Raw genomic sequence first — 23519 nt, forward strand, 5'->3', positions numbered from 1 at the left:
ACTATTTCTAATTCTATCATATCTTTGCTTAGTACTTGGTACATAGGGTTGTGTTTTTATGTTTCGCAACACAAATATCTACAACCCTTAATTTTTTCTCAAAAAAAGTCAAGATGACTTCCTCATTAAATATGTTTTTCCATACAGGTTTACATATAAACTTTCATCAAACAATGAAGAATTTTTAAATTTTTTATAATTTAATGAATTATTAATTTTTTCATCATTAAAACTCAACATTATCATATATATATATTCTTCTAAAACTTCAAAGTTAAAATCTTTTATAACTTCTTGTCTAAATACCTGTATATCTACTCTATTCTGTTTTTCAGAATGTATAACACTACCTATATCTAACTGAAAATTAATCTTTTTATCATCTATATAATCAATATATTCTTGTATATTTTTTTTCTTTTTAAAAATTTTATTTAGGAATTTCATTTTTATCTGTTTTATGATTATTGTTTTTATATCCAAATAAAGTCCAAGTGCCATAAATTCCTGCAAGTCCCTAAGCTGGCGCTCGACTCCCGTCGAGTGATTCGTTAACTAAATTAACTCATAAGCCTGCTAAATATAATCCTTATTTATTATGATAATTTAAATTCATTACTTTCTAAATATAGAACAACTATCTACATTATTATAAATCAAAGTAGTTTTGATGTTTATTATTTTATTTGATTAACATTAATGATACTCGACAGAGTCGAGCCATTACTTTTATTTATTCATTTGGGAGCAAGCTATAGTAAATGTATCATAGGATTAATCTAAAATATGTAAACTTTTTTAGGCCGAGACATTAATTCGAGCGTGAGCTGGAGACTACTTTAAAACCATGACAATTATAAAAATCATGATAAATAAAAGAATCTTTAGCAAACTTAATCTTGCCCTTTTAATATTTTCCATATTAGGTTTCGAAAAACTTTTATTATTAAAATCGAATAGGTTTTCATGAAAATCAGATTCATTTCCACCATTTTCTTCATACACTTTTATAAAATCAACTATATTAAAAAGAATAAATAATAATGAGATTATTAAAATAATATTTATTATCAGACCCATTTAAATCTAACTTGTGTTTTAAAATTTAATTTCCCTTCAAAACTGAAAAAAGGACTACCATTTAATCCTACATATTTACCTATATCTTCCTGATTAATGAACTAAAATAGCTCACAAACCTGTAAGATGTAATTCTTATTTAATATAATTATTTATATTCACAACTTTTCAAATATAAAACAACTACCTCCATTGTTATAAGTTAAAGTAGTTTTGATACGGATTGAAAATCCGCACTAGCATATACGAGCGATCTGGAATTAAACACCATAAAATTCAGTTGCTAATAAATAAAACTATAAAGTATATCAAAAAACAGTATAAACATAAAAAGCAGTAGAGATTATAAAAATCTCTGCTGCTTTCTTTTATCATTTTTTAAATTAATTTTAGACTTACGGATTTAAGGTGCAAATCCGCACCAGCATATCTGAGAGCGATCTGGTTACTCATTCATGAACGCCATTAGAAAAGATTCTAGCCTTTACTTTAATATACTAGCGAACTATGGAATTATCTTTTAAATATAGGGTAAACTTTAGTTTTATATTTATGTTTATTGTATTTTCCTAAGTCTATATCACAATTACTTGGATCATTCTCATCATAAATAACTGTAAAAATACTTCCAATACAACAAACACTTCCATTATCACATTTAAACTTAGACACTTTTTCTTCTCCTGAATATCTTCTGTTATTAACAAAGAAAATATACTTCACATAATGTTTTCCTCCTATGTAATATTCATCAACTATCTTTCCTTTTGTTCTCAGACCATTATTTGCTAAATCTACGTTTCTTTTTATTGATAAAAAAATTAATACAGCTAGCAACGTTATAGATAAAAAACCTATTATACCATAAAATTTTTGCATAAACTATTCTTTTAGAGGTTTTCCCCCATTTATCTTAATATAATTAAAGTTACTATTTTTTAATTCATGAATGGAAAAAAAACTTTCTTTTAATAAGTTCTGATTGATTTGATCTTCCAACTTTTTCACATAACTCTGAGTTAAAGCTGAGAAAAAATATCCACCTCCTATTCTTCCTTTGTATGCTAATTTTGAGTTTAACCTCCCAGCATGTAGACTCAACATCGTTTGCTCTAGTGTTTTTATTTCTAGACCTTTTTCCCATGTGATATCTACACCTGAATTAATGAGTTCTCCTGCAATACCTTTAACTCCAATTAAGGTTAAGCCTACCCCCAGAATATTTACTCTTTCGAAATGAAAATCATTTGCATAAATCTCAGAACCTAAATCATATAAAGTTGCTAATCCATTTCTTGATACCAATGATGAAACTGTTGTACCAACTGAAGGCACAAATGAACCTATAGCCATAATTCCAGGTAAAACAATAGGTGCAGCCATCAAAGCTGCAATACCTACTAATGCTCCATCCATACTTCTTCTTGCTGAACCTGGACCATTAATCAACAACCATGAAGGATCAGACATAATTCTTGCTACTTCAGATGTTCTACCAGTTATTATAACTTCGGACAGACCAAAATCAAACTCTGTATTCCAAGCTCCTTCTGAATAACTCCATGGATTCCCTCCACCATCATAAACTACTCCTCCATTTTCAGGTTTTTCACATTCATTTCCATCTTTATCTGTACACCCTCCGTCAGGATCAACAGACTGGTTTGGAGTATTGTCCATTGCCATATAAGGTGAATGATATTGACCATAAGGATCTGGTGTAAGCCATCTACCTATTCTAGGTTCATATATCCTTAGTTGAAAAGATGGCTTTAATGTCTCAACATCTGTCTCAGCAAACTCTCCCTGATATCCATAACGATACCCATTTGCCCCCCATTTACGGTTTGTCATTGCCATTCCAAAAGGATAATAATCTGTAGCACTCGTAATAGCTGCTGCATTACCCGTTTCATCTTTTGCTATGACCGCACGTACATTTCCTAAGTGATCTGTCAATTGATAAACGCTCGTACTAGTTGCTTTATTATAAATCCCTAACCTACCAGCACCATAAATTGGGAATTCTTTTTGTATACCATTTTCATAAATCGCCAATACTTTTCCAGCTACATCTAATAAATAGTCAGTTCTTTTTTCTACTGAAACTCCATCGTTTTCATATGTTAATTTGACAGTTCTAAAATTTTTGTCATTATACTGAAAAGCTACTTTATTTTTTCCATTATATTTTACCAAGGTTACCAGTCCACTCGCATTATATTCGTAATCTACCTTCTCTTCTTCATTTCTTATTAGCTGACCAATGCTGTTATACTCATAATTATCACCATCTTGATCTTTAATATCATCTGCGTGGGTATCAATAGTTACTGCATCATCTACACGTTTTAACTGATTTGGTTTGTTTTCATAATACTCATAACTCAACTCATCCATTCTATTAGAATCTTCAGTACCAATCTTTTCAGTATTCTTATTTCTAAACAAGCTTTTTATATTACCATTGGCATCATAAGTTAAATTACTTACGTTATAATCACCATTCGCATATAAACTTGCTCCTGCTGTTGGATTGATAGTAGCACTTAATCTGGTTGTATTAGAAGCAACTATAGAAAAACCATCTTTGAATATAATAGAATTGGACGCTTTAATGGTTTGACTTCCTATTAATGGAGTATCCAACACTACAGTCTCTGGAATATCATTATCTAAATCGTCAAAAGTTGCTTTTGTCAACCAATTATTACGATCGTATTCATAAAAATACTGTAACGGACTTGTTTCGCTGCCTTCTATCAATGTATTCCAAGTCATTGCTTTGATATTGCCGTTGTATTGGTCTTCATTAGCTGATGTATAGGAAAATTTATTTGTATCCCTTGCGTAATCTCCACTGTAATAATCTAACGTAACACCAAACAAATCTGTTCCATTAGGATTTAAATCAAGATCTGTTGCTAAACTTGGATGGTTAATAGATTTTAATTGCCCAGCTAAATTGTATACATAATCAATATCCTGAATACCATCTGCTAATGTAGTACGTTTTAAAGCGCCTGTTTCATAATACGTATAATCAGCATGTGTAGTATACCTACTTCCATCAGTAGAAGTTTCCACTTTTACCAACTGCTGTGTATGTTCATCATAAGTATATCTATGAATAAACTTTTCAGCAGTATTGTATTTTTGAAACACTACTTGTAATACTTGGCTTGTAACTGGATCGTATTCATAATCAATCGTTACACCTTTAACCCCTCCATAAAACCCAATCATTTTCTGTACAATCCATTGTACTCTTCCATATACATCGTAACTGTAATAAGTAATTGAATTCTCATTGGATGTTTTAGCTACATTGCTTGCCAAAAATGAAGGATTTCCATATGAAGTATGAACTCCATTAAGATATGTTACATCAGTACTATTTAAAAAATCATATTTTGTATGGTGCTGCTCTTTACGATCATTTGATCCCCTAGGGATAGTAGGTTCATCATATTCCACGCTATTTCGCAATACTTCCTTAAAAGGATTCATTTCTATTGTAATCTCTACTGTTGGAAAAGCCTCTAAATAATTTGAAATATTTCCTTCATAAACTCCACTTTCAACAGGACGTCCTAATTCATCATACTCAGTATAAGAAAACTCGCCTTGTTCCCATTGTTTACTATTTATAGAATAACGAATCTGTCCGTCTTCTCTGTAAATAAACCAAGCATTCCCTTCATCTGGACTTTCTGTAGCAATTAACTGTCCAGATATATCATATTTAAAATAAGATTTTAACCCCTCATTATGACTAACTGTAGCCTTTATTTTGTTTGTGTTGCTAAAACATTCTTCATTAAATCCTAATGGTTGTAATGTTGCTGTTAATTGTCCGATGTCATTATACTCATTTAAACTATAATCGTAATAATTTACTTTATAACGAACCCCTACAGCTAAATTTCCTTCAACTGCGTTAATAGATCCATCACTAGATATATATGTTAAATTAGAAGCTTTAGTATACTCTTTCATACCTATATATTCTATGCGATAAAAACCAGCATTTTGAATTGCATAAGTAGTAGTAACAATCTCTTCTGTTTTTAAATCATATACTTTATAAACTCTATGAGGATCAGGACCTAAAAAACTTAATGTATTTTCACATCCTTTGGGTATATGAATATCCACAAACCCCTGCTCTCCTATCAATGATAATAACTCATACTGAGCTGGTGCTGTTGTTCTTACTGCTGAATCATTATTCCATCCTGATTTTGCTGCTCCCAAAGTCTTACCATCTGTATCAAAAAAAACCACTGATTCATTTCCATCAACATCCTCTACAATAATTTTAGTTGCTTTTAACCATACCATTTGGTTACTCGAGTCATTAATTACAGAGTTAATATTCTCATAAGTATCTGCAATAGGTTGATTCTTTGAAAACTTCTCATAACCAAATGTGTAATACATTTCTTGAGCTACTGGTAATGTAAAACTGACCCCATGCTTCCATTCTCCATTAATCTTATTTCCTCCAATAGTTTGTTTTACTAAACCAGGCATTAAATCACTATAAATAGTTCTCAAATATGGTCGATTAGTAACATCTTGAAACTTTTCTCCTTCATTTGCCCTACTATAATACCAACCTAATGAATTTGGAATATTTGTGACCATAGTTGGATTTTCTGAGTCATGCTCAAAATCTTCATTAGTAAAGGTACCTCCTTCCTTTTGAATAAAATCTGTTTGATATTCAAAATTGAAAGCAGGAGAATTAAATTTTACAGGAGCGCTCAATGTCTGCAATGCTGGGCGACCTTGTGAATCATATTTTGTTTCATTTACCCATATTTTTTTACTACTTATATCATATGTCTGTGACTGTATTCTTTTTCCTAAATCATCGTAATATGTCTTGATTTCGCCTAATAACTTTCCATCTCTATTATAAGCACCTGATCTTACATAATTAAACTGTAAATCTCCTTCAGCATCAGGACACCCATTTCCTGTTCCAAATTCTGTTGGACATTGATCTAGATTGTTATCTGCATAATTATGAGGAACATTTGTTAATTCAAAATACAAACCTCTATTTCCATACCCAAATCCATCTTCATCCATATCTATATAAAAAATACCGTGTGTTGGATTGGTACTTGCTGACTGAATTAAAATGACATTTGAATCTCTTGTGGACCGAACTATTACATTATTATTTGGTACACGATTAATTGATGGTAAACTTCGTAAAATAAATGAATGATCTAATGTTGAACCTGTATTATTTGGTAAAATTGTTAATTTATAAACGTATGCACCTTCTTGATATCCCTCATATTCTATTGAGGGTCCTAATCTTACAATTGTTCCTGTTGTAGTAGTTACTGACATAGTGTTTCCTCCTGTACTTCCTACTCCACCCCCTATGATTATATTTAAATCTACAGGTTCTATATCATCTTCAGGTAGAATTGTTGGTCCATCAATATTCAAATCACATGGTCCCTGTTTATAAACTAACAAATCTAATATAGCACCTTCTGCTGGTACATTTCCTGAAAATGGACTACCGTTTAGCTTTAACTGAAAGGTAAAATCACAGTAAATAAAAGGATCTGATGGTCCAATAGGATCATCAGGACCTATAGGGATAGGAACTGCTAAACCTTCTACATCTTCTATCGAATTTTCTTGCTGCTCTGTTATTTGAGAATAAACTTGATTTATACTTACAAAGAGTGTAAAAACAAATACTAATCTTTTAAAAATCTTTTTCATATTCTTTTAATTGTTATTTCTTTTGTAATTGTATGAATTTCTAGACACCTTTTTAAAACCTCCTTTTTCTTCTTCTGTTTCTGGATTAAGTACTTTATCTATAACCTCTACCTGTGTTTCTACCAATCTTCCAGCAGTGTCATAAATGTAATGAGTAGATAATCCATTTGATCCCATAATATAACTAACCTCATCCCACTCATTATATACGTAACTAATCATACTTGAACTGATTGGGTGTAATCTAAAATCATCTGCATAAATTGTCCCTGAAGTACATGTAATAGCTACACTAGCTCCTTCGATAGGAATATTAATATATCCATTTAATTGAACCCAATTTCCAGCATATACTTTCTCAGAAACATTGAATGGTTTTTGAGAGGTATTCAATAAAATTTTAGTTTTATTTTCATCAACTTTACGTACCCATACAGATACTTTGAATCGTTTTTTCAAATCTGTATTTCTTTCTTCTTTTCTAGGTATATCGACTTGAAATGACTTTTTACCAGCATCTATCTGCATACTATAACTACCTGTGTGTGCTTGCAATACTCTAGCTGTTGCAGTTCCTACCAATACATTTCCTCCTAAATATTGGTGACTCCCTTCTTCTGTATATTCAGCACTACTATAGTATATATCTTCGTATGCTGCATTAGAAATAGCCATTACTTTTGTATAATTATCTCCCATTTTTGTAGAAATATAATTTGCATTTATGTCTTTTACTTCTAATGGTTGTGAAAACTGATTGTATTTTGTAGTCTCACTTGTTTTTTTCCAATTTAAATTAGTGGCACTAGAATTATAATCAAACTCTACAAAGTTATCATATGTGCTATCAGATGCTAATTTTCCATTCCATATGTACGTTTTATGCTTCCTCCAAACATCATTAGAAGTTTCTGAGCTATTATCATCAAATAAATACACCCAATTATTATTCCATGTTGTTACACTAGCTCCAATCTCTTTCCATCTTCCATCTTTAAGGATATAACTAATTTCACCTGCTGTTTGGATTAACATATTTTTGTTGTCAACATCATATAACTTTGATCCCATCATATCGTACTTTTTAAAAGCAGGAACTACCTTTCTTTTAAACCCTCTACCATCACTTGAATATGTTCTAGATTCTAACAATTGTCCTGTTAAAAAATCGTATTCATCAAAATACTCTATCACTGAATGATTTCCTGATTTTTTTTCTACACTTTCTAAAACACTAGGATAGTCTATTTTTGAAGTAGAACTAACATAAAATTTTTCATAATTACTAGTTAAAACATTTTTTGCCACTCTTTTATAACTAGAAAAAGATTCTTGAGTTACACCAATTTCCCCATCGTTCTCTAAATCTATCTTATAATTATTTTCTACTTTACTTAACAGATGTAGTTTTTTATTATATACACTAATACTATTGATACGCCCTAAATTTCCTAATCTGCTTTCTATTGTGTATTTATTTGATATTACTTTTCCATTATCAAAAATAATATTTTCATCTTCTTTAACTCTAAAACACTCCCCTAAACTAAAAATATATCCATTCTCATTCTGCTTTTCTTCAAGGGTCTCAAAATTATATTCGGTTTTCCCTAAAAAATCTCCTTTTCCATCCAAATTTAACATTTCAACTTTACTATACATTACCAATGGTGAAGGTAATTCAGAAGCATATGGAACCCCTTTTTGTTCTTTACTAGGTGCATAAGAAGTAAGTCCTCCATAGTAATTATAATTTGTTTGAGCAATATTCTTTACTCCATCATTTACTAATATACTTTTAGTTCTAATTCCTCCACCTACTTTATAAGTGGAATTATTATAAATAGCCTCTTTATATATATCATTTTCGTAAACAATATTTATTTCACCACCTGTAGGCATTATAATATTATTTAAACTCCATGATTCTGCTCCTTTTTTATTATATCCCCAATCATCAATATCATCTTTATCGTAGGAATTGTTTACTCCATAATTAAATGTATATGGCGGAATTAATTGATTACCTCTTTTTCCCTTGTATAGGAGTTCTTTTAAACTTAAACGCCCCGAAAAAGAATTTGGAGTACCGTCTGTTAAACTGTAATCATGTTTAAATTCAATAACCTCTTGTGCATTTTCCTCTATTCCTAAATCTTTAATATCTTCAACTGTAATAACATTATCATATATATTGACATCAAATTCTTTCAAAACTGATTTATTTTTAAAAAAATATGTATCGTTAAACTTATATGCTCTTGTTGAAATACTGTATCCTTTTTCTTCTCTTATACTCAATTTACTCTTATTAAAGTTTTGTAACTTATCGTTTTGAAAAAGTAAAATTTTATCTAAGCCTAACAATACAGTTTTTGGTGTATACATATTTCTTATTGTACTTTCTGATAAAAGTGGGTATACACAAATAGTCTGACCTTGACCTGCTGGAATATTATGACATGGTAAATTCACTTCGTTTCCATTAATAGTGTAAAATGTTTGTTTTGCCTCAACTGTTCTTTTTGATGAATAGCCCTTACTTTGATTTACAAAATCGTTAACATTAAAACTTTGCATTGTCTTTTTTTCATTTCCAAAGCCATCAAGCCTGGTCTTTTTTACAAACAAAGCTGTATGGGTTCTAGTTTTAATAGCATCTAAATAGTAAAGTTGTTTTCGTCCCCATTTATAAGAATAAGTTGATTTTTTGGAATCTTTTTTATCTATATTCTCTTCTACTCTTCCATTTGGAGTTCTCCAAATATATCCGTCAGACCATTTACCATAATCAAACTCAACCCAATAACCATAATCATCAACATCTAAACTTCCATTTTCATTTATATCTACATAATCTGGTCCTGTTATTGCTGTTAGTAACCAATGTGTTGCATAAGGTGTATTTTTTTGAATTTCATAAAAATTGTCATCTTCAGTAGCAACATCATCACCTTTACCATTTACTTTCTTAAAATTTTTATATACACTCTCAAACTGATAAACAGGCAAAGAATAATGATATGTTTTCCCATCTAACGTAGTAATCTTAAATGCTCCTATTCCATCATCTAAAAATATCTTTGTATTATGTCGATTCAAAGTACTATTACCTTCTTTAGCCTCAATAAAATTTAGTAAATGATTATCCCTGATATCTTTATTTGTATATGTAATTATACTATTACCCTCTAATTTCTTTGAATCTATCAAGCTTTTGGAATTATCAAAAGAAGATAAATCTTTATTGTATTTATACAAATTTAATACGTCTGTTCCTGTAATTTTATTTATTGATTGTTCTATCTCATTTGATAATAAATTTTCTTTTTGAGTTCGAAGAAAAGAATTGTGATTATTAATAAATGTAAAGTTTTGTTTCAATGTCAATAATTCTCCTAAATCATCACCTGTTAAATTATTTTTATAATCTTCAAAAGAATAATTTAGTGATTGGACAAAAACGTCACTATCTCTCAAATCTCCAAATTGTCTTCCTTTACCTCTTCCTGACAAAATTAAATCTACATGATTATAAGGTGTTATATTTCCTGATAATCCCTGAGCTCCAACTGAATAATTATCATAACTAGGCAACATTAAATTATTTCTTTCGTCCTCTCTAGCTTCTTCGATTAAGTCATTAAATTCTGTTACACCATCGTAAAAAGGTTGAATAATATTTATATCCATAAAATGATTTTCAAATAGAGTAGCTCCAGATTTATGACTCAAGTTATTGGCTGCTACTGGATACAAAATACCCGATGTGTATAGATCATTATATTTGTACAATGAATATTCAATATTTGTATGATTAAATCCTATATAAAAAATAAAAGCTGGTAAAAAAAATTCATTCGTATTTGAAATTACATGATAATCTCCTGCATCAATATCTCCAGCATCTGCTGAAATCCCCATTCCATAGCCTCTTATTTTTAAATTACTTGACACCCCTTTAGAACTAAAACCAATTCCTATTCCGGATGAAATAGTGCCTCCTTTTGCCCATCCATTTTTATATTTACCATGCTTGACATTCATTGAAACACCTCCAGAGAAACCTGAATTATAACTATAATTTAACCCTAAACCTAAACTAATATTTCCTTCAGTGTTATAACCTACACCTACACCATTTGTACTTATACTTGCTTTAAAACCAGCATAACCTGCATTTACTCCAACTCCATTTGTACCAATATATCCACCTAAACTAGCCCCATTATCACCTCCTAAACCAATACTTGCAGAGACGTAGCCACCTAATGATTGATTGGAACCCCATGACAATCCAAGTCCCACAGATAAAGTTCCTTTGAATGTAGCACCTGCACTAAATTCATAAAAATCCTCATCCCAACCTTTATCATAAAAAAACTCTTTAAAATTAGTTTTACTCCAATCATCTGGATATCCATTTACAATTCTATTTATAGCTCCAGGATTTAAATTCCATCCCAAACCTACCCAACTTGCATCCTGATCCACAGCTATTCCTGAATGATAACTCAACGCTAATGGATAACCGCCTTCTGGACTAGGAATATTAATTAATGGTAATACATAACTCATATTCCCTGTCACCAAATTCACCATGTCAGTAGCATCCACTGGTTCAAAAGCAGCCGCCTCTGGAGCATTAGGACCAGAACTTTGCCCGAAAATAAAATTATTTGATATTTGTATACTTAAAAAATTACATAAAAAGAACATAGCAATTGTCCTTCTTGTTAAATGATTCTTTATCATAATATATAATTTGATCTTTTTATATTTTATTTAGTTTTAAAAGGAAATTGAGTAATCTATTTGATCGATAAACGATATTAATCACTATCAATTAACAGATTCCTTCGTCGTTCCTCCTCGGAATGACGTTACTTTTAAAATTTAATTTGAGGTTCGTTTTTTATCTGTTTGGTTTGTACTTTAAACTTAACTTCGCCTGTGTAGGTACCTAGATCTCCTACTGTAATGTTTAAATACTCTTCTTTTAAAAATTCTTCATCTCTTGGATATACAAATAACATGGTAGTAGCACGACTCATTCCATACATTCTTGGATACACATAATCCAACAACTCTAATGTATCTTTTTGAGGTGTAAACACATGTACTTTTTTATCCATTCCAAAAGCAAGTTCATTTACCATAGCTCCAAATTCTTGGCGATTTCTGGGTGTAGTACTTAGCAATTCTTTATTTCCTCTTGACATTGATAGTGTAAAGTACAAATACTTCTTATACTTATTGCGAAGTTTTTCAACATCTTCCTTTGTATAGGTATCACTCAACTCTTGATCTACCAACATATCAGTTGGTTTGTATAGCAACGAAAAATCATAGCCATTAACACTTTTTTCGTGTAAATAGCCATGATCTTTATCTTGTAAATATGTTAACAACTCCTCTTTGGTATCAAATGAAGTTGTAGTACAACTAACTATAACAAAAGTTATGGTTAGCAATATAACTAATTGAGAAAGTTTCATAGTCATTCTGTTTAACAGAGCGTTGGCACGCAATGTTTATTTTCCTTCAAATTCAGCGTTTAATTTTTCTAAAACAATATCTGTTAAGTCAGCACTTTTATCAGCATACATGATGTTTCCACCACCGCTAGCTCCAAAAATCATTTTGTAACCTTTTTGCTTACCAAATTCAGTAACGTAATCATTGATATCATTTACTACAGTTTGTGTAGCTTTTTTATCTTCTTCCTGAATCTGTTTTTGAATAGCTTGTTGGTAGTTGTTAATCTGCTGTTGTTTGTTCCCTAACAATTCTTGCTTTAAGTTTAATTCTTTTTTAGAATAGTTAGCACGTTCTTTTTCGTACAATTTTAATTCTTTTTGCCAATCAGTTACTAAACTGTAAACATTAGCACGTAATACTTTTGCTTTCTTTTCAAATTCAGCACGAACTACTTTGGTTCTTTTGTAACCTTCTAATAGTTTGTTTACATCTACGTACACTAACTTAGATCTTTCTTGTGTGTAAAAAAATGTGATTACAGAAAATAGCAATGCGATAATAGCAACTCCTAGAGTAATTTTTTTCATAGTGGATTATATCTTACTTACATTAAATCGGGTGCAAATGTATTTTCTTTTTTTGAAAGATCACAATGTTTTGTTAATTATTTTATTTACAACATTTTATTAAAAGCTTCATTCTCTTTAATATTCACTACGCTACTAGTATTCTTTTTAAAAGTTATTAAAAAAACTGTCTATGCATCTCATTTCATAAACTTAAACAAAGGGTATTCTATTTAATTAAACATATTATAACTATTGAAAATCAAAATTATAAATGATTAGCCTGTTTGAAATCTTCTTTTACAATTGAAAAATTACTCAAACTAGCACTATTAAAAAAAGATGAAGATCGAAACTAGTTTCGATCTTCATCTTTTTGGTAATTCGTCAAGTTCTTTTTTTGAAAAAATTGACTCCTTTTTATAAATTTATTGCATAAAAAAACTCAAATCATACGATTTGAGTTTTTCAATTGTTCATTAAAAAGTATTCTTAACCTCTTTTTCTGTAAGTAAGTGTTGATAATAAATTTCGCATTCCTACTGAAGGTCTAAAAATTATTCTAGCTTTTTTAATGGCTTTTGCCGTTTCCTCTTCTTCAGTATCAAAGCCCTCAGAACTTAAACTTACTTGAAAATCCCCTAACTTTCCTAGTTTTACAATTCTACCTTGCTTTAACTCTCTAATAACATTTTCTTCTAATGCATTAAGTACCGCCACACAATCGGTGCTGGTTACTGTACATTGAGATGATATTAGATCGGCTAATGTTTCTAATTCAGTAGTTCCGTTACTAATTGAACTTGCATAAAACTTTTTTGGTGCTGTTAAATCTCTTGGATTCTTTTTCGAGATTGATTTAAATGTAATACTCATAGCGTAAAAATTTAATTGTTAATAAAATAAAGGTTGCGCAACTTTTTTGTGTATACAATAGTAAGTTGTTTTACTATGAAGACAAAATCAATTTTCAACCATTGCTAATTAACACTCAATCATTGTAGCTGTTATTGTAACTATTGTATTTTGGATATAAGAATATTTGGGTTGATTGTTGATTTTTTTTTTACAATCTCTCGACAGTGCTAGAGTAAACATAAAAAGGTTAGTAATAATTTTTCTAAAAAAATCTTGATGATTTTATTTAGTTCTTAACAAATAACAGATTGCTTCACTACTCTGCGTTTCGTTCGCAATGACATTCTTTTAATGTAAATACAAGGTCATAAAATTGTAAACTAAGACACTGTATACTGCTTACTTAAGAACCATAATATTGTCAGATCGAGCGCAGTCGAGATAGAATGAATAACTAGTTTGCTTGGAAACCTCTCGACTGCGCTCGAGTAGACATTAAGTTAGTAATTGTTTTTCTAAAAAATTTTATTCAGCACTTAATAATTAACAGATTACTTCACTACACTGCGTTTCGTTCGCTATGACTTTCTTTTGTATAAATTAAAAATCATAAAACTGTAAAATAAAACACTGCATACTGCTAACTAAGATATACTCTACCTTGTAAACACCAATTCATTTCCTTCAGACATTTCTTCAGAAAAACCATAACCATCAACATTAAAACCTTTGATCCCATCAAGAGTTTCTATATCATTTTCTATAAGATAACGTACCATTAAACCTCTTGCTTTCTTAGCAAACGTCATGATTGTTTTATACTGACCATTTTTAAAATCTTTAAAAACAGGAACAATCATTGGTACTTTCAATACTTTTTTCGGAACGGCTTTAAAATACTCAGCACTCGCTAAATTCACAAATAACTCATCATCTTCTAGCTCTTCATTTAATGAATTTGCCAATGTATCACCCCAAAACTTATATAAATTTTCAGTACGACCTACTTTAAGTCTCGTACCCATTTCCAATCGATAAGGCTGAATTAAATCTAACGGCTTCAACAAACCATATAACCCTGATAAAATCCTAAGTTTATCTTGTAATTCAGGTATTTTTTCTTCTGGCAATGAGTATACATCTAGTCCCCTGTAGACCTCTCCTGTAAAACTATAAACTGCTTGTTTTGCATTTTCTAAATCGAACGGTACACTCCAAGCCTGATTTCTTTCATAATTTAAATTCGCCAAATCATCAGAGATCTTCATTAACTCCGATAACTTATTTCGAGATAATGTTTTTAATTTTTTCTGTAATTTTTCTGAATGCTCTAAAAAATCAGAATTTGTAAAAGAATCTGTAGCTGCTTTATTTTCAAAATCTAACGATTTTGCTGGTGATATAATTATTTTCATTGAAGTGTCATTATTTGTAAACAAAAATACAATGGTTTTGTCAACTTAAAAAAGACTTTGGATAATCTATCCTTATTTTAATATAATTAGGAGTTATGAATGAGGTTTATGCATTAATTTTCAAGCTTTTTATAAGATTTCAAATGTCATTGTTGTTAGAGAGAATTGTTAAAAAAACATATTTAATTCTACAAATACATTTCGACTGCGCTCAATGTGACAATTCTAATCCATTTATAAAGACTAAAAAAAGTTAAACACTTCAATTATTAACAACTTAAATACTCAGATAAAAATGAACCTTATTCTGAAAAGTACAATATACTCAGATCTCAATACTCAATACTCAGTACTATATACTTTATACTAAGCACTTAATCCAAACATCAATAATAACCATAAAACAGGCACAGCTTCTACCCAAAAAGACGCATAGTATTTTGTTTGATTTCTTGAAGCCCTTTGTAAAAGGAAGATCAATAACATAAAAATCATAATAAAAGGTAGTTTAAAAGAACTATTAGGAGCTACAAAAAACTCTATCAACATTATAATTCCTAACAATACAAATCCTAACTTTTTTGTTCTTTCAACACCTATTAACTGTGGAATGGTCTGTAAATGTTTCTTATCAAACTTCATATCTCTAATATCAAAAGGAAGTGTCAATACAATTACAAATAAAAATCGCTCTACAAAATACAACAGACCATTGAAACCCAATGGAATTCCCTGAGAAATCAACGGAATTAACGTAGTTACTCCTGCCCACACAAGTGCTATTACAACTATTTTAACAGAAGCTGTATTTCTCAAATTTAGAGTCAAGCCTTTAAAAATAGGTACTGCATATAAAAAGGTTAACATTCCGAAAGGAATAAACGATATTAAAATATTTGCTGGTAAATGATACGCATAATAGACCATCAACACAAAACAAATCAATGAAAAAATCTGAATTAACCGTAAGTTTTTAGTCAAACTCAAATGATGCAATTTAGCAATACCCGCATACTTCACAAAGTTATAGCCAGTTATGGTTCCGTAGAAAATAAAATAATTCAACGACTCATTGTATGCTAAATTAAAATAAGCTTCAGTTATTCTAATAAGCGCATAAACAGCAAGTGCTACATGAATACTTGAGTTGATATAAAACTCGAAAATTGATTTAAAAAACTTCACACAGCAAAAATAAAATAATTTCAGTGATCAATTACCAATAAACAATTATCAACTTTAGTTATCTCTTCTTGAACAGAGAGCAACTGTATCTGTTTTCACAAAAAATTACCTTAAAAAACTCTTGAATTATAAATTCTTGCATTTAAAAATTGATAACTGATAAATGTTTATTGATCATTGAGCTATAAAAATTGTTCATAACCATTCTTAATAGTTAAAAACTTGTTTCAAGGAGTTTAAAAAATATTTAAGATTTCGTTATTTTTGCAGCCAAAATAACAACACAACTTAATGAATACAAATTCGTTTCAATTACGTCACATTGGTCCTAGAGAGAATGAAAAGGACACAATGTTAAAAGCTATCGGTGTTGATAGTGTAGATCAGTTAATTTACGAAACTATTCCTGATGATATTCGTTTGCAAAATGAATTAGACTTACCTAATGCACTTAGCGAATATGAATATTTAAATCATATTAACGATTTAGGTGCTAAAAATAAAGTGTTTAAAAGTTATATTGGTTTAGGATATCATGAAGCTATTTTACCAAGTGTGATTCAACGAAACATTTTAGAAAACCCGGGATGGTATACTGCCTATACTCCTTATCAGGCTGAAATTGCACAAGGAAGATTAGAAGCTTTGTTGAATTATCAAACTATGGTTTGTGATTTAACAGGAATGGAGCTTGCAAATGCTTCTTTATTAGATGAAGGTACAGCTGCTGCTGAGGCTATGGCATTGTTGTTTGATGTTAGAGAACGTGCTAAGAAAAAGGCGGGTGCTAACAAATTTTTTGTTTCTCAAGAAATTTTACCGCAAACGTTATCGGTATTACAAACTCGTGCTATTCCTATTGGTATTGAATTAGTGATTGGTGATCATACAAAGTTTAATTTTGAAGATGATTTCTTCGGAGCTATTTTACAATACCCTGGAAAACATGGACAAGTTTTTGATTATGCTGATTTTGTAGCTAATGCAAATGATAAAAATATTAAAGTAGCCGTAGCTGCTGATATTTTATCTTTAGCTGTGTTAAAAGCGCCAGGTTCTTTTGGTGTAGACGTAGTAGTTGGTACTACCCAACGTTTTGGTATTCCTTTAGGTTATGGAGGGCCTCACGCTGGTTATTTTGCAACTAAAGAAGCATACAAGCGTAGTATTCCTGGTCGTATTATTGGTGTTACCAAGGATAAAGACGGCGGTAGAGCATTACGTATGGCATTACAAACACGTGAGCAACATATTAAACGTGAGCGTGCTACTTCAAATATTTGTACTGCTCAGGTTTTATTAGCTGTAATGGCTGGTATGTATGCAGTGTATCATGGTAAAGATGGAATTCAATACATTGCTAATCGTGTACACAATGCTGCAAACACGTTAGTTGCTGCTTTAGACAGATTAGGTTTCAAACAAAAAAACACAGCTTACTTTGATACTATTGTTGTAGAAGTTGAAGCTGAAAAATTAAAAGCTACTGCTGAAGCCAATGAAATCAACTTCAATTATATTGATAACAACCATGTTTCTATCTCTATTAATGAAACTGTTGGTTTAAATGAAATTAATAAGATTGTTGATTGTTTTGAACAAGCTTTCAATATTCAGGATATTACTATTACAGAATTTGTTAGTACTACTGCCATTCCAGATACTGTAAAACGTACGACTTCGTTTTTAGATAACGATATATTTAACACGTATCACTCTGAAACAGACATGATGCGTTATATTAAAAAGTTAGAGCGTAAAGATTTAGCTTTAAATCACTCTATGATTTCTTTAGGATCGTGTACTATGAAGTTAAATGCAGCTTCAGAAATGCTTCCTTTAAGTAATCCTCAATGGGGAAATATTCACCCTTTTGTTCCTTTAAATCAAGCTGAAGGATATCAAACTGTTCTTAAAAATTTAGAACAACAATTAAATGTTGTTACTGGTTTTGCAGCCACATCATTACAACCAAATTCTGGTGCACAAGGAGAGTTTGCTGGTTTAATGGTGATTAGAGCTTATCACTTAGCTAATGGAGATACTCATAGAAACATCTGTTTAATTCCTGCTTCTGCGCACGGTACTAACCCAGCATCTGCTGTAATGGCCGGTATGAAAGTAGTAGTTACTAAAACTGATGAACGTGGAAATATTGATGTAGAAGATTTAAAAGCAAAGGCAGAATTACACAAAGATAATTTAGCTGCTTTAATGGTTACCTATCCTTCTACTCACGGAGTATTTGAAAAGGCGATTAAAGAAATTACGCAAATTATTCACGATAACGGTGGACAGGTATATATGGATGGTGCTAACATGAATGCACAGGTAGGATTAACAAATCCTGCTACCATAGGTGCTGATGTTTGTCACTTAAACTTACACAAAACATTTGCTATTCCTCACGGAGGTGGTGGTCCTGGTGTAGGTCCAATATGTGTAGCTCCACAATTAGTTCCTTTCTTACCTACTAATCCTGTAATTACTACAGGTGGTGAAAATGCAATTACTGCTATTTCAGCTGCTCCTTGGGGATCTGCTTTAGCTTGTTTAATTTCTTACGGATATATTACTATGTTAGGTTCTAAAGGACTTACAGACTCTACTAAAATTGCCATTTTAAATGCCAATTACATGAAAGAGCGTTTACAAGGTCATTTTAGTACTTTATATACTGGTGAAATGGGACGTGCTGCACACGAAATGATTTTAGATTGTCGTGAGTTTAAACAAAAAGGTATTGAGGTAGTTGATATTGCTAAACGTTTAATGGACTATGGTTTCCATGCACCTACGGTTTCTTTCCCTGTGGCAGGAACTATTATGGTAGAGCCTACTGAAAGTGAAAGTATTACTGAATTAGATCGTTTTTGTGACGCATTAATTTCTATTCGTAAAGAAATTGAGGCTGCTACTAAAGAAGACGCTAACAATGTATTAAAAAATGCTCCACACACACAAGAAATGTTAACTGCTGATGAGTGGACGTTACCTTATACTCGTAAACAAGCTGCTTTTCCGTTACCGTATATAGCTGACAACAAGTTTTGGCCTTCAGTACGTAGAGTAGATGATGCTTACGGTGATCGTAACTTAATTTGTTCTTGTAATCCGATTGAAGATTATATGGATTAATTCATTGAAAACATACATGTTTTTATAACATATAAAAAAACCTCACTTTTAAGTGAGGTTTTTATTTTATAAGTCTGAAATTATACTATCCATCTATAAGACCAGATGCAAAGTTGATATAACCTCTTATGTACTTTATCAATTCTTTTTGAGAATATTCTTTTACAGAATAATCTTTAGAGTTTATTTCTTTCATTAGTTCTGAATAAATTACATCTCCATAATTTCTTCGTTCATTACCATACCTATTAAACTCATACTTTAACAACATATCTGCTAATTCTTTGTTCAACTCTTTATTACTCTTATAATCATCAAAATTATACTGCAAAAAAGTATCTGATGCTTTTTTAATTAATGCTACAAATAGTTTTTTTTCAAAACCACTAGCATTGTAAAAATCACACAATTCATCTACTTTTGAATCTATGTCTTTTAGGTTTTCACGGATTTTTACACGTGAATATTTATCGTAAAACAGTAGATTGTTGTTATTGTTTGCATAAGTAATCATTTCATTGAGTATCTCTTTATCAAAAAACTTTTTCTTTTTTCTTTTAAGTAATTTTACTTTTTTATGCATAAAATCTTGGTAGAAAGCTGGATTGGTTAATAATAAACCTACACTTGCTTCTTTTACAAAAAAGACATCTGCAAAATAACTGATATATTTATAAGCCATTCCTACTGTTGCATTGTAACCTTCTGCATTATCCACTCCCATATAAAAATTATATGTTTTTTTATCTCTCTTATTTGGATTAGCATCATATTTAGCTATCACTTCTAGTTTATGACTCGCCATTTCTTTGTTATACACATAGCGTTTTTTATACTTCAACGCTTCTCTTTTAGTAGCAAAAGATACTGCTGTTTTATAATCTTGTAACATATAATGACAAGCAGAGATATTAGATAAAATAGCCCAAACTATTCTTTTTTGTTTTTTATCCTTTTCATCAAAATTTGGCAATAACTTTTCAAAAGCTACAATTACTTCTTTTACTGAATTCATAAACTCAGCGTCTTCAGGATAAAAACTATTATTATTAATTGTCTGTAATTTTGCTACTAACTCATTAACCTTTTCTGCTTTATACTTCTCCGCTTTTTTTATAATAAAAAGATTCATTCTTTCTTTAGCTAATGTGTAATCAATCTCTTTAATTATTTTCTCCAAAAGATTATGCAAAGCTTGGTTATGATTACTAAGAGCACTGTTCAAATACTTATCATCGTTTTTCTTAAATTCTTTAAGTACATACTCTTTTGCTTTACTCTCACTCTGCTCATTACGGTCTATTAATTTACCTTCATCTTTCTCTTTAATTGTAGTAATTACAGCACCTTGATTATCTAAAATTTGTAATTCAATACTCACATCACTCATTATTTTAGCATCGTAAGTATCTGGTTCACTTGATCGATTGCTTTTCTTTTTTTCAGTTTTAAGAAAAACCGTTATTGAATTACGAACAACTTTAAAGTTTAAATCACCACCACTTTCAACGTACTTAAATTGTCTTAATCGTACTTTTCGTAAAAACTTTTCTACTATATCATTTTTGAAATTTTTTATTGTAGTAGGAGGCTTTGCTTCATAATCTTTATCTATAAAAACCTTAATATTAGGGTTCTCAGTAATTTCAGCAACACTATACGTTGACAACTTTGCAGGAATTACTACTTTAGGGATTTGCCAACTAGAAACATATACTCCTTCTGCTTTTGCTTTTTGAGAAAAAACTCCTGTACAACAAAAAATTAAGATGAAGAATGCAACTTTTCTCATAAAATTTAGTTTATTATTTTTCATATATTATTTAAATTTCGATTGCCGAAAATACACATTCTAAAACAAGAAGCTATGAAAATCAAATTAATACCTAAAATAATAATACCTTTTTTACTCTTTTCTGTACTAACAATTATTACTCAAATTGGAGGAATTGTGTATTTAATTAGTAAACTCATTAATTTTAAATGGCAATGGAAGTCTAGGTTTAAACCAATGTTAAGTTTTCTAATTTTATACCTATTTGCAACGCTTTATGTTGTTCCATGCATAGCTCCTATCTTCGGAAGAGAAAAAGTAACTCATACAACAAAAATCCAAGCTACCAATTACTTTACAGTTTTACTGAACAGAAATTATGTAACTCCTAAATTGAATGCACTCATACAGAATACAGCGGAAGCACTACCTAATAATATTAATATTCATTATTTAGATGCTAATTTTCCTTTTTTAGATAAATTTCCACTAGCTCCACATTTAAGTCATAATGATGGTGAAAAAATTGACCTTAGCTTGATATATGAAGATACGACTGGACAAATATCTAACGAACAAAAATCTATTAGCGGTTATGGAGTATTTGAAAATCCAAAACCTAATGAGTACAATCAAGTAGCTGTTTGCTTAAAAAAAGGATACTTTCAATATGATTTTCCAAAATACTTAACTCTTGGTAGCATTAATACACAACTTGTTTTTTCAAATAAAGGCAATAGCATACTTATAAAAACATTACTTCGCCAAAAAGAATTAGGAAAAATATTTATAGAACCACACCTAAAACATCGACTACAACTAAACAACCAAAAGATTAGATATCATGGCTGTAAAGCTGTTAGACACGATGATCATATTCATATACAATTAAAATAGTTTACCTATTTAATCAACTAAAACTGTTTTGTATTTTGAAATATGCTCCGTAATTGCAGTTGTAACTTCCGTATAATTTGTTTGCATTAACCAATGTCCACCGTTTACCTCTTTGTATATATAATCTCCTTTCATATATTGATGTCCGTTTTCAACAGATACTCCTCCAATTGCTAAATCTTTGTTCCCCCAAATAAACAAAGTAGGTATTTCAATGTTTCCAATAGGCGTTGTTTTACCTTTTCCTACATTTGCTCTATAATAATTTAGGGCAGCTGTTAAGGACTTCTTATTTCTAAACACCGATAAATAATCTGTTACTTCTTCTGGAGTACTATTTTTCCAAAGATTTCTAAACTTTTCGAAATCATTTTTTCGTATTCTCATTTCAGGAATAAACGGAAGTGAAAACAACTTAATATAACTACTTTTTTGTTGCTGTTCTTTATCGGTTTCTAAGGCTTTAAAGAAAGCTTCAATATGCGGAACTGACAAGCCTGTCCAACTAATAATTCTTTCCTTGTAATCGTGTACTATATTCCAACCAATTACCGCACCCCAATCATGACCAATTAAATGAAATTTATCTTTATGAAATGAATTAGCAATATCAACAATGTCTTGCACTAGGTATTTCATTTTATAATTTTTGACTCCTTTAGGACAAGCATTTTTACTGTAACCTCTCATATTAGGAGCTACACAAAACAATCCCATAGAAGTTAAAGTATTCATTAATTCAATCCACATGTGAGATGTCTCCGGAAAACCATGAAGTAATATTACTAATTCGTTTTGTTGATCTCCAGATACTCTACAATCAAACTCTAAGTCGTTTATTTTTATTTGTTGTATTTGCATGATAATAGTTAGTTAAATAGAAAGTTCTATCAAGATAACTATTTTACAAATACAATATGAAATTATAATTTACTTTGTATGGTAATAAATCACCATTTAATATTATTGGCATAAATATTAGAAGTCGAAGTAAGAATAAAAACATAAAAAAACCGCAATTAAAGAATAATTGCGGTCAAAAAACTTTGAGACAACGTTAGTTAACCAACCCTTCAAAAAACTAACTGTATTATATATGTTCCCCTCCGTTTATTTGAGTTATATTGTTATATGTTGACTGTACGGCAAAACCATATAATCAATTTTTTACTAAAAATTGTTTGATTGAGGATAATTTAAAGTTCTTTAATAGCTATAACAAATAAACTGATTATTCTTGATTAGCATATTCCTTATAGTGTTAAAAAAATCTTAAACAATTCACAAAGAAAAGAAGTTTTTTACAATCAACACTACAACTAAAATCGCTTTTTATTAACATATTATAACACATCAGTTATAAACTAA

Annotated in this window: 13 protein-coding genes; 2 read left to right on the top strand and 11 right to left on the bottom strand. The window is 30.2% G+C overall.

Annotated features, from left to right (window positions below; genetic code table 11):
• Positions 1–108 precede the first annotated feature (108 nt).
• The 9 genes from EYW44_RS13745 to EYW44_RS13785 all read right to left on the bottom strand — a co-directional run bounded on the left by EYW44_RS13745 (position 109) and on the right by EYW44_RS13785 (position 16342).
• Entirely contained in the window at positions 109–447 is a 339-nt protein-coding gene (locus EYW44_RS13745; RefSeq protein ID WP_132724246.1) for a hypothetical protein, read from the bottom strand.
• Positions 448–1593: 1146 nt separating this feature from the next.
• Entirely contained in the window at positions 1594–1959 is a 366-nt protein-coding gene (locus EYW44_RS13750) for a hypothetical protein (protein ID WP_132724247.1), read from the bottom strand.
• 3 nt (positions 1960–1962) lie between these two features.
• On the bottom strand, positions 1963–6837 hold the full coding sequence (locus EYW44_RS13755; RefSeq protein WP_132724248.1) for an RHS repeat domain-containing protein: 4875 nt from the start codon (positions 6835–6837) through the stop codon (positions 1963–1965).
• A gap of 6 nt (positions 6838–6843) precedes the next feature.
• Positions 6844–11592 (bottom strand): hypothetical protein, encoded by a 4749-nt coding sequence (locus EYW44_RS13760; protein WP_132724249.1) that lies wholly within the window; start codon positions 11590–11592, stop codon positions 6844–6846.
• Between the two features lie 134 nt (positions 11593–11726).
• The gene (locus EYW44_RS13765) at positions 11727–12335 is read right to left on the bottom strand and encodes a hypothetical protein (protein ID WP_243643663.1); all 609 of its coding nucleotides are present in this window, start codon (positions 12333–12335) and stop codon (positions 11727–11729) included.
• 36 nt (positions 12336–12371) lie between these two features.
• The gene (locus EYW44_RS13770; RefSeq protein WP_132724251.1) at positions 12372–12905 is read right to left on the bottom strand and encodes an OmpH family outer membrane protein; all 534 of its coding nucleotides are present in this window, start codon (positions 12903–12905) and stop codon (positions 12372–12374) included.
• A gap of 471 nt (positions 12906–13376) precedes the next feature.
• Positions 13377–13760 (bottom strand): HU family DNA-binding protein, encoded by a 384-nt coding sequence (locus tag EYW44_RS13775; RefSeq protein WP_132724252.1) that lies wholly within the window; start codon positions 13758–13760, stop codon positions 13377–13379.
• A 638-nt stretch (positions 13761–14398) separates the two neighbouring features.
• The gene (yaaA, locus tag EYW44_RS13780) at positions 14399–15157 is read right to left on the bottom strand and encodes a peroxide stress protein YaaA (protein ID WP_132724253.1); all 759 of its coding nucleotides are present in this window, start codon (positions 15155–15157) and stop codon (positions 14399–14401) included.
• A gap of 366 nt (positions 15158–15523) precedes the next feature.
• Positions 15524–16342, bottom strand: a complete 819-nt coding sequence (locus tag EYW44_RS13785) for a hypothetical protein (protein ID WP_132724254.1) — start codon at positions 16340–16342, stop codon at positions 15524–15526.
• Between the two features lie 291 nt (positions 16343–16633).
• On the opposite strand from EYW44_RS13785, the gene gcvP reads away from it, so the two are divergent.
• Positions 16634–19480 (top strand): aminomethyl-transferring glycine dehydrogenase, encoded by a 2847-nt coding sequence (gene gcvP, locus EYW44_RS13790; protein ID WP_132724255.1) that lies wholly within the window; start codon positions 16634–16636, stop codon positions 19478–19480.
• A gap of 85 nt (positions 19481–19565) precedes the next feature.
• Here the strand turns inward: gcvP and EYW44_RS13795 are convergent, their stop codons facing one another.
• Positions 19566–21272: a hypothetical protein gene (locus EYW44_RS13795; protein WP_132724256.1), complete on the bottom strand. Its 1707-nt coding sequence runs from the start codon at positions 21270–21272 to the stop codon at positions 19566–19568.
• 75 nt (positions 21273–21347) lie between these two features.
• On the opposite strand from EYW44_RS13795, the gene EYW44_RS13800 reads away from it, so the two are divergent.
• The gene (locus EYW44_RS13800) at positions 21348–22151 is read left to right on the top strand and encodes a hypothetical protein (RefSeq protein ID WP_132724257.1); all 804 of its coding nucleotides are present in this window, start codon (positions 21348–21350) and stop codon (positions 22149–22151) included.
• Positions 22152–22160: 9 nt separating this feature from the next.
• Here the strand turns inward: EYW44_RS13800 and EYW44_RS13805 are convergent, their stop codons facing one another.
• Positions 22161–23012 carry an alpha/beta hydrolase gene (locus tag EYW44_RS13805; RefSeq protein WP_132724258.1) on the bottom strand — a complete coding sequence of 284 codons (852 nt, stop codon included), beginning with the start codon at positions 23010–23012 and terminating at the stop codon, positions 22161–22163.
• Between the last annotated feature and the right edge of the window lie 507 nt (positions 23013–23519).

Source organism: Tenacibaculum sp. M341, assembly GCF_004337695.1.
Taxonomy (GTDB): domain Bacteria; phylum Bacteroidota; class Bacteroidia; order Flavobacteriales; family Flavobacteriaceae; genus Polaribacter.

What these genes read in the sequence shown, in the direction of transcription:
- EYW44_RS13745 (WP_132724246.1), bottom strand. Translation starts at nt 447, where the DNA reads ATGAAATTCCTAAATAAAATTTTTAAAAAGAAAAAAAATATACAAGAA.
- EYW44_RS13750 (WP_132724247.1), bottom strand. Translation starts at nt 1,959, where the DNA reads ATGCAAAAATTTTATGGTATAATAGGTTTTTTATCTATAACGTTGCTA.
- EYW44_RS13755 (WP_132724248.1), bottom strand. Translation starts at nt 6,837, where the DNA reads ATGAAAAAGATTTTTAAAAGATTAGTATTTGTTTTTACACTCTTTGTA.
- EYW44_RS13760 (WP_132724249.1), bottom strand. Translation starts at nt 11,592, where the DNA reads ATGATAAAGAATCATTTAACAAGAAGGACAATTGCTATGTTCTTTTTA.
- EYW44_RS13765 (WP_243643663.1), bottom strand. Translation starts at nt 12,335, where the DNA reads ATGAAACTTTCTCAATTAGTTATATTGCTAACCATAACTTTTGTTATA.
- EYW44_RS13770 (WP_132724251.1), bottom strand. Translation starts at nt 12,905, where the DNA reads ATGAAAAAAATTACTCTAGGAGTTGCTATTATCGCATTGCTATTTTCT.
- EYW44_RS13775 (WP_132724252.1), bottom strand. Translation starts at nt 13,760, where the DNA reads ATGAGTATTACATTTAAATCAATCTCGAAAAAGAATCCAAGAGATTTA.
- yaaA (WP_132724253.1), bottom strand. Translation starts at nt 15,157, where the DNA reads ATGAAAATAATTATATCACCAGCAAAATCGTTAGATTTTGAAAATAAA.
- gcvP (WP_132724255.1), top strand. Translation starts at nt 16,634, where the DNA reads ATGAATACAAATTCGTTTCAATTACGTCACATTGGTCCTAGAGAGAAT.
- EYW44_RS13795 (WP_132724256.1), bottom strand. Translation starts at nt 21,272, where the DNA reads ATGAGAAAAGTTGCATTCTTCATCTTAATTTTTTGTTGTACAGGAGTT.
- EYW44_RS13800 (WP_132724257.1), top strand. Translation starts at nt 21,348, where the DNA reads ATGAAAATCAAATTAATACCTAAAATAATAATACCTTTTTTACTCTTT.
- EYW44_RS13805 (WP_132724258.1), bottom strand. Translation starts at nt 23,012, where the DNA reads ATGCAAATACAACAAATAAAAATAAACGACTTAGAGTTTGATTGTAGA.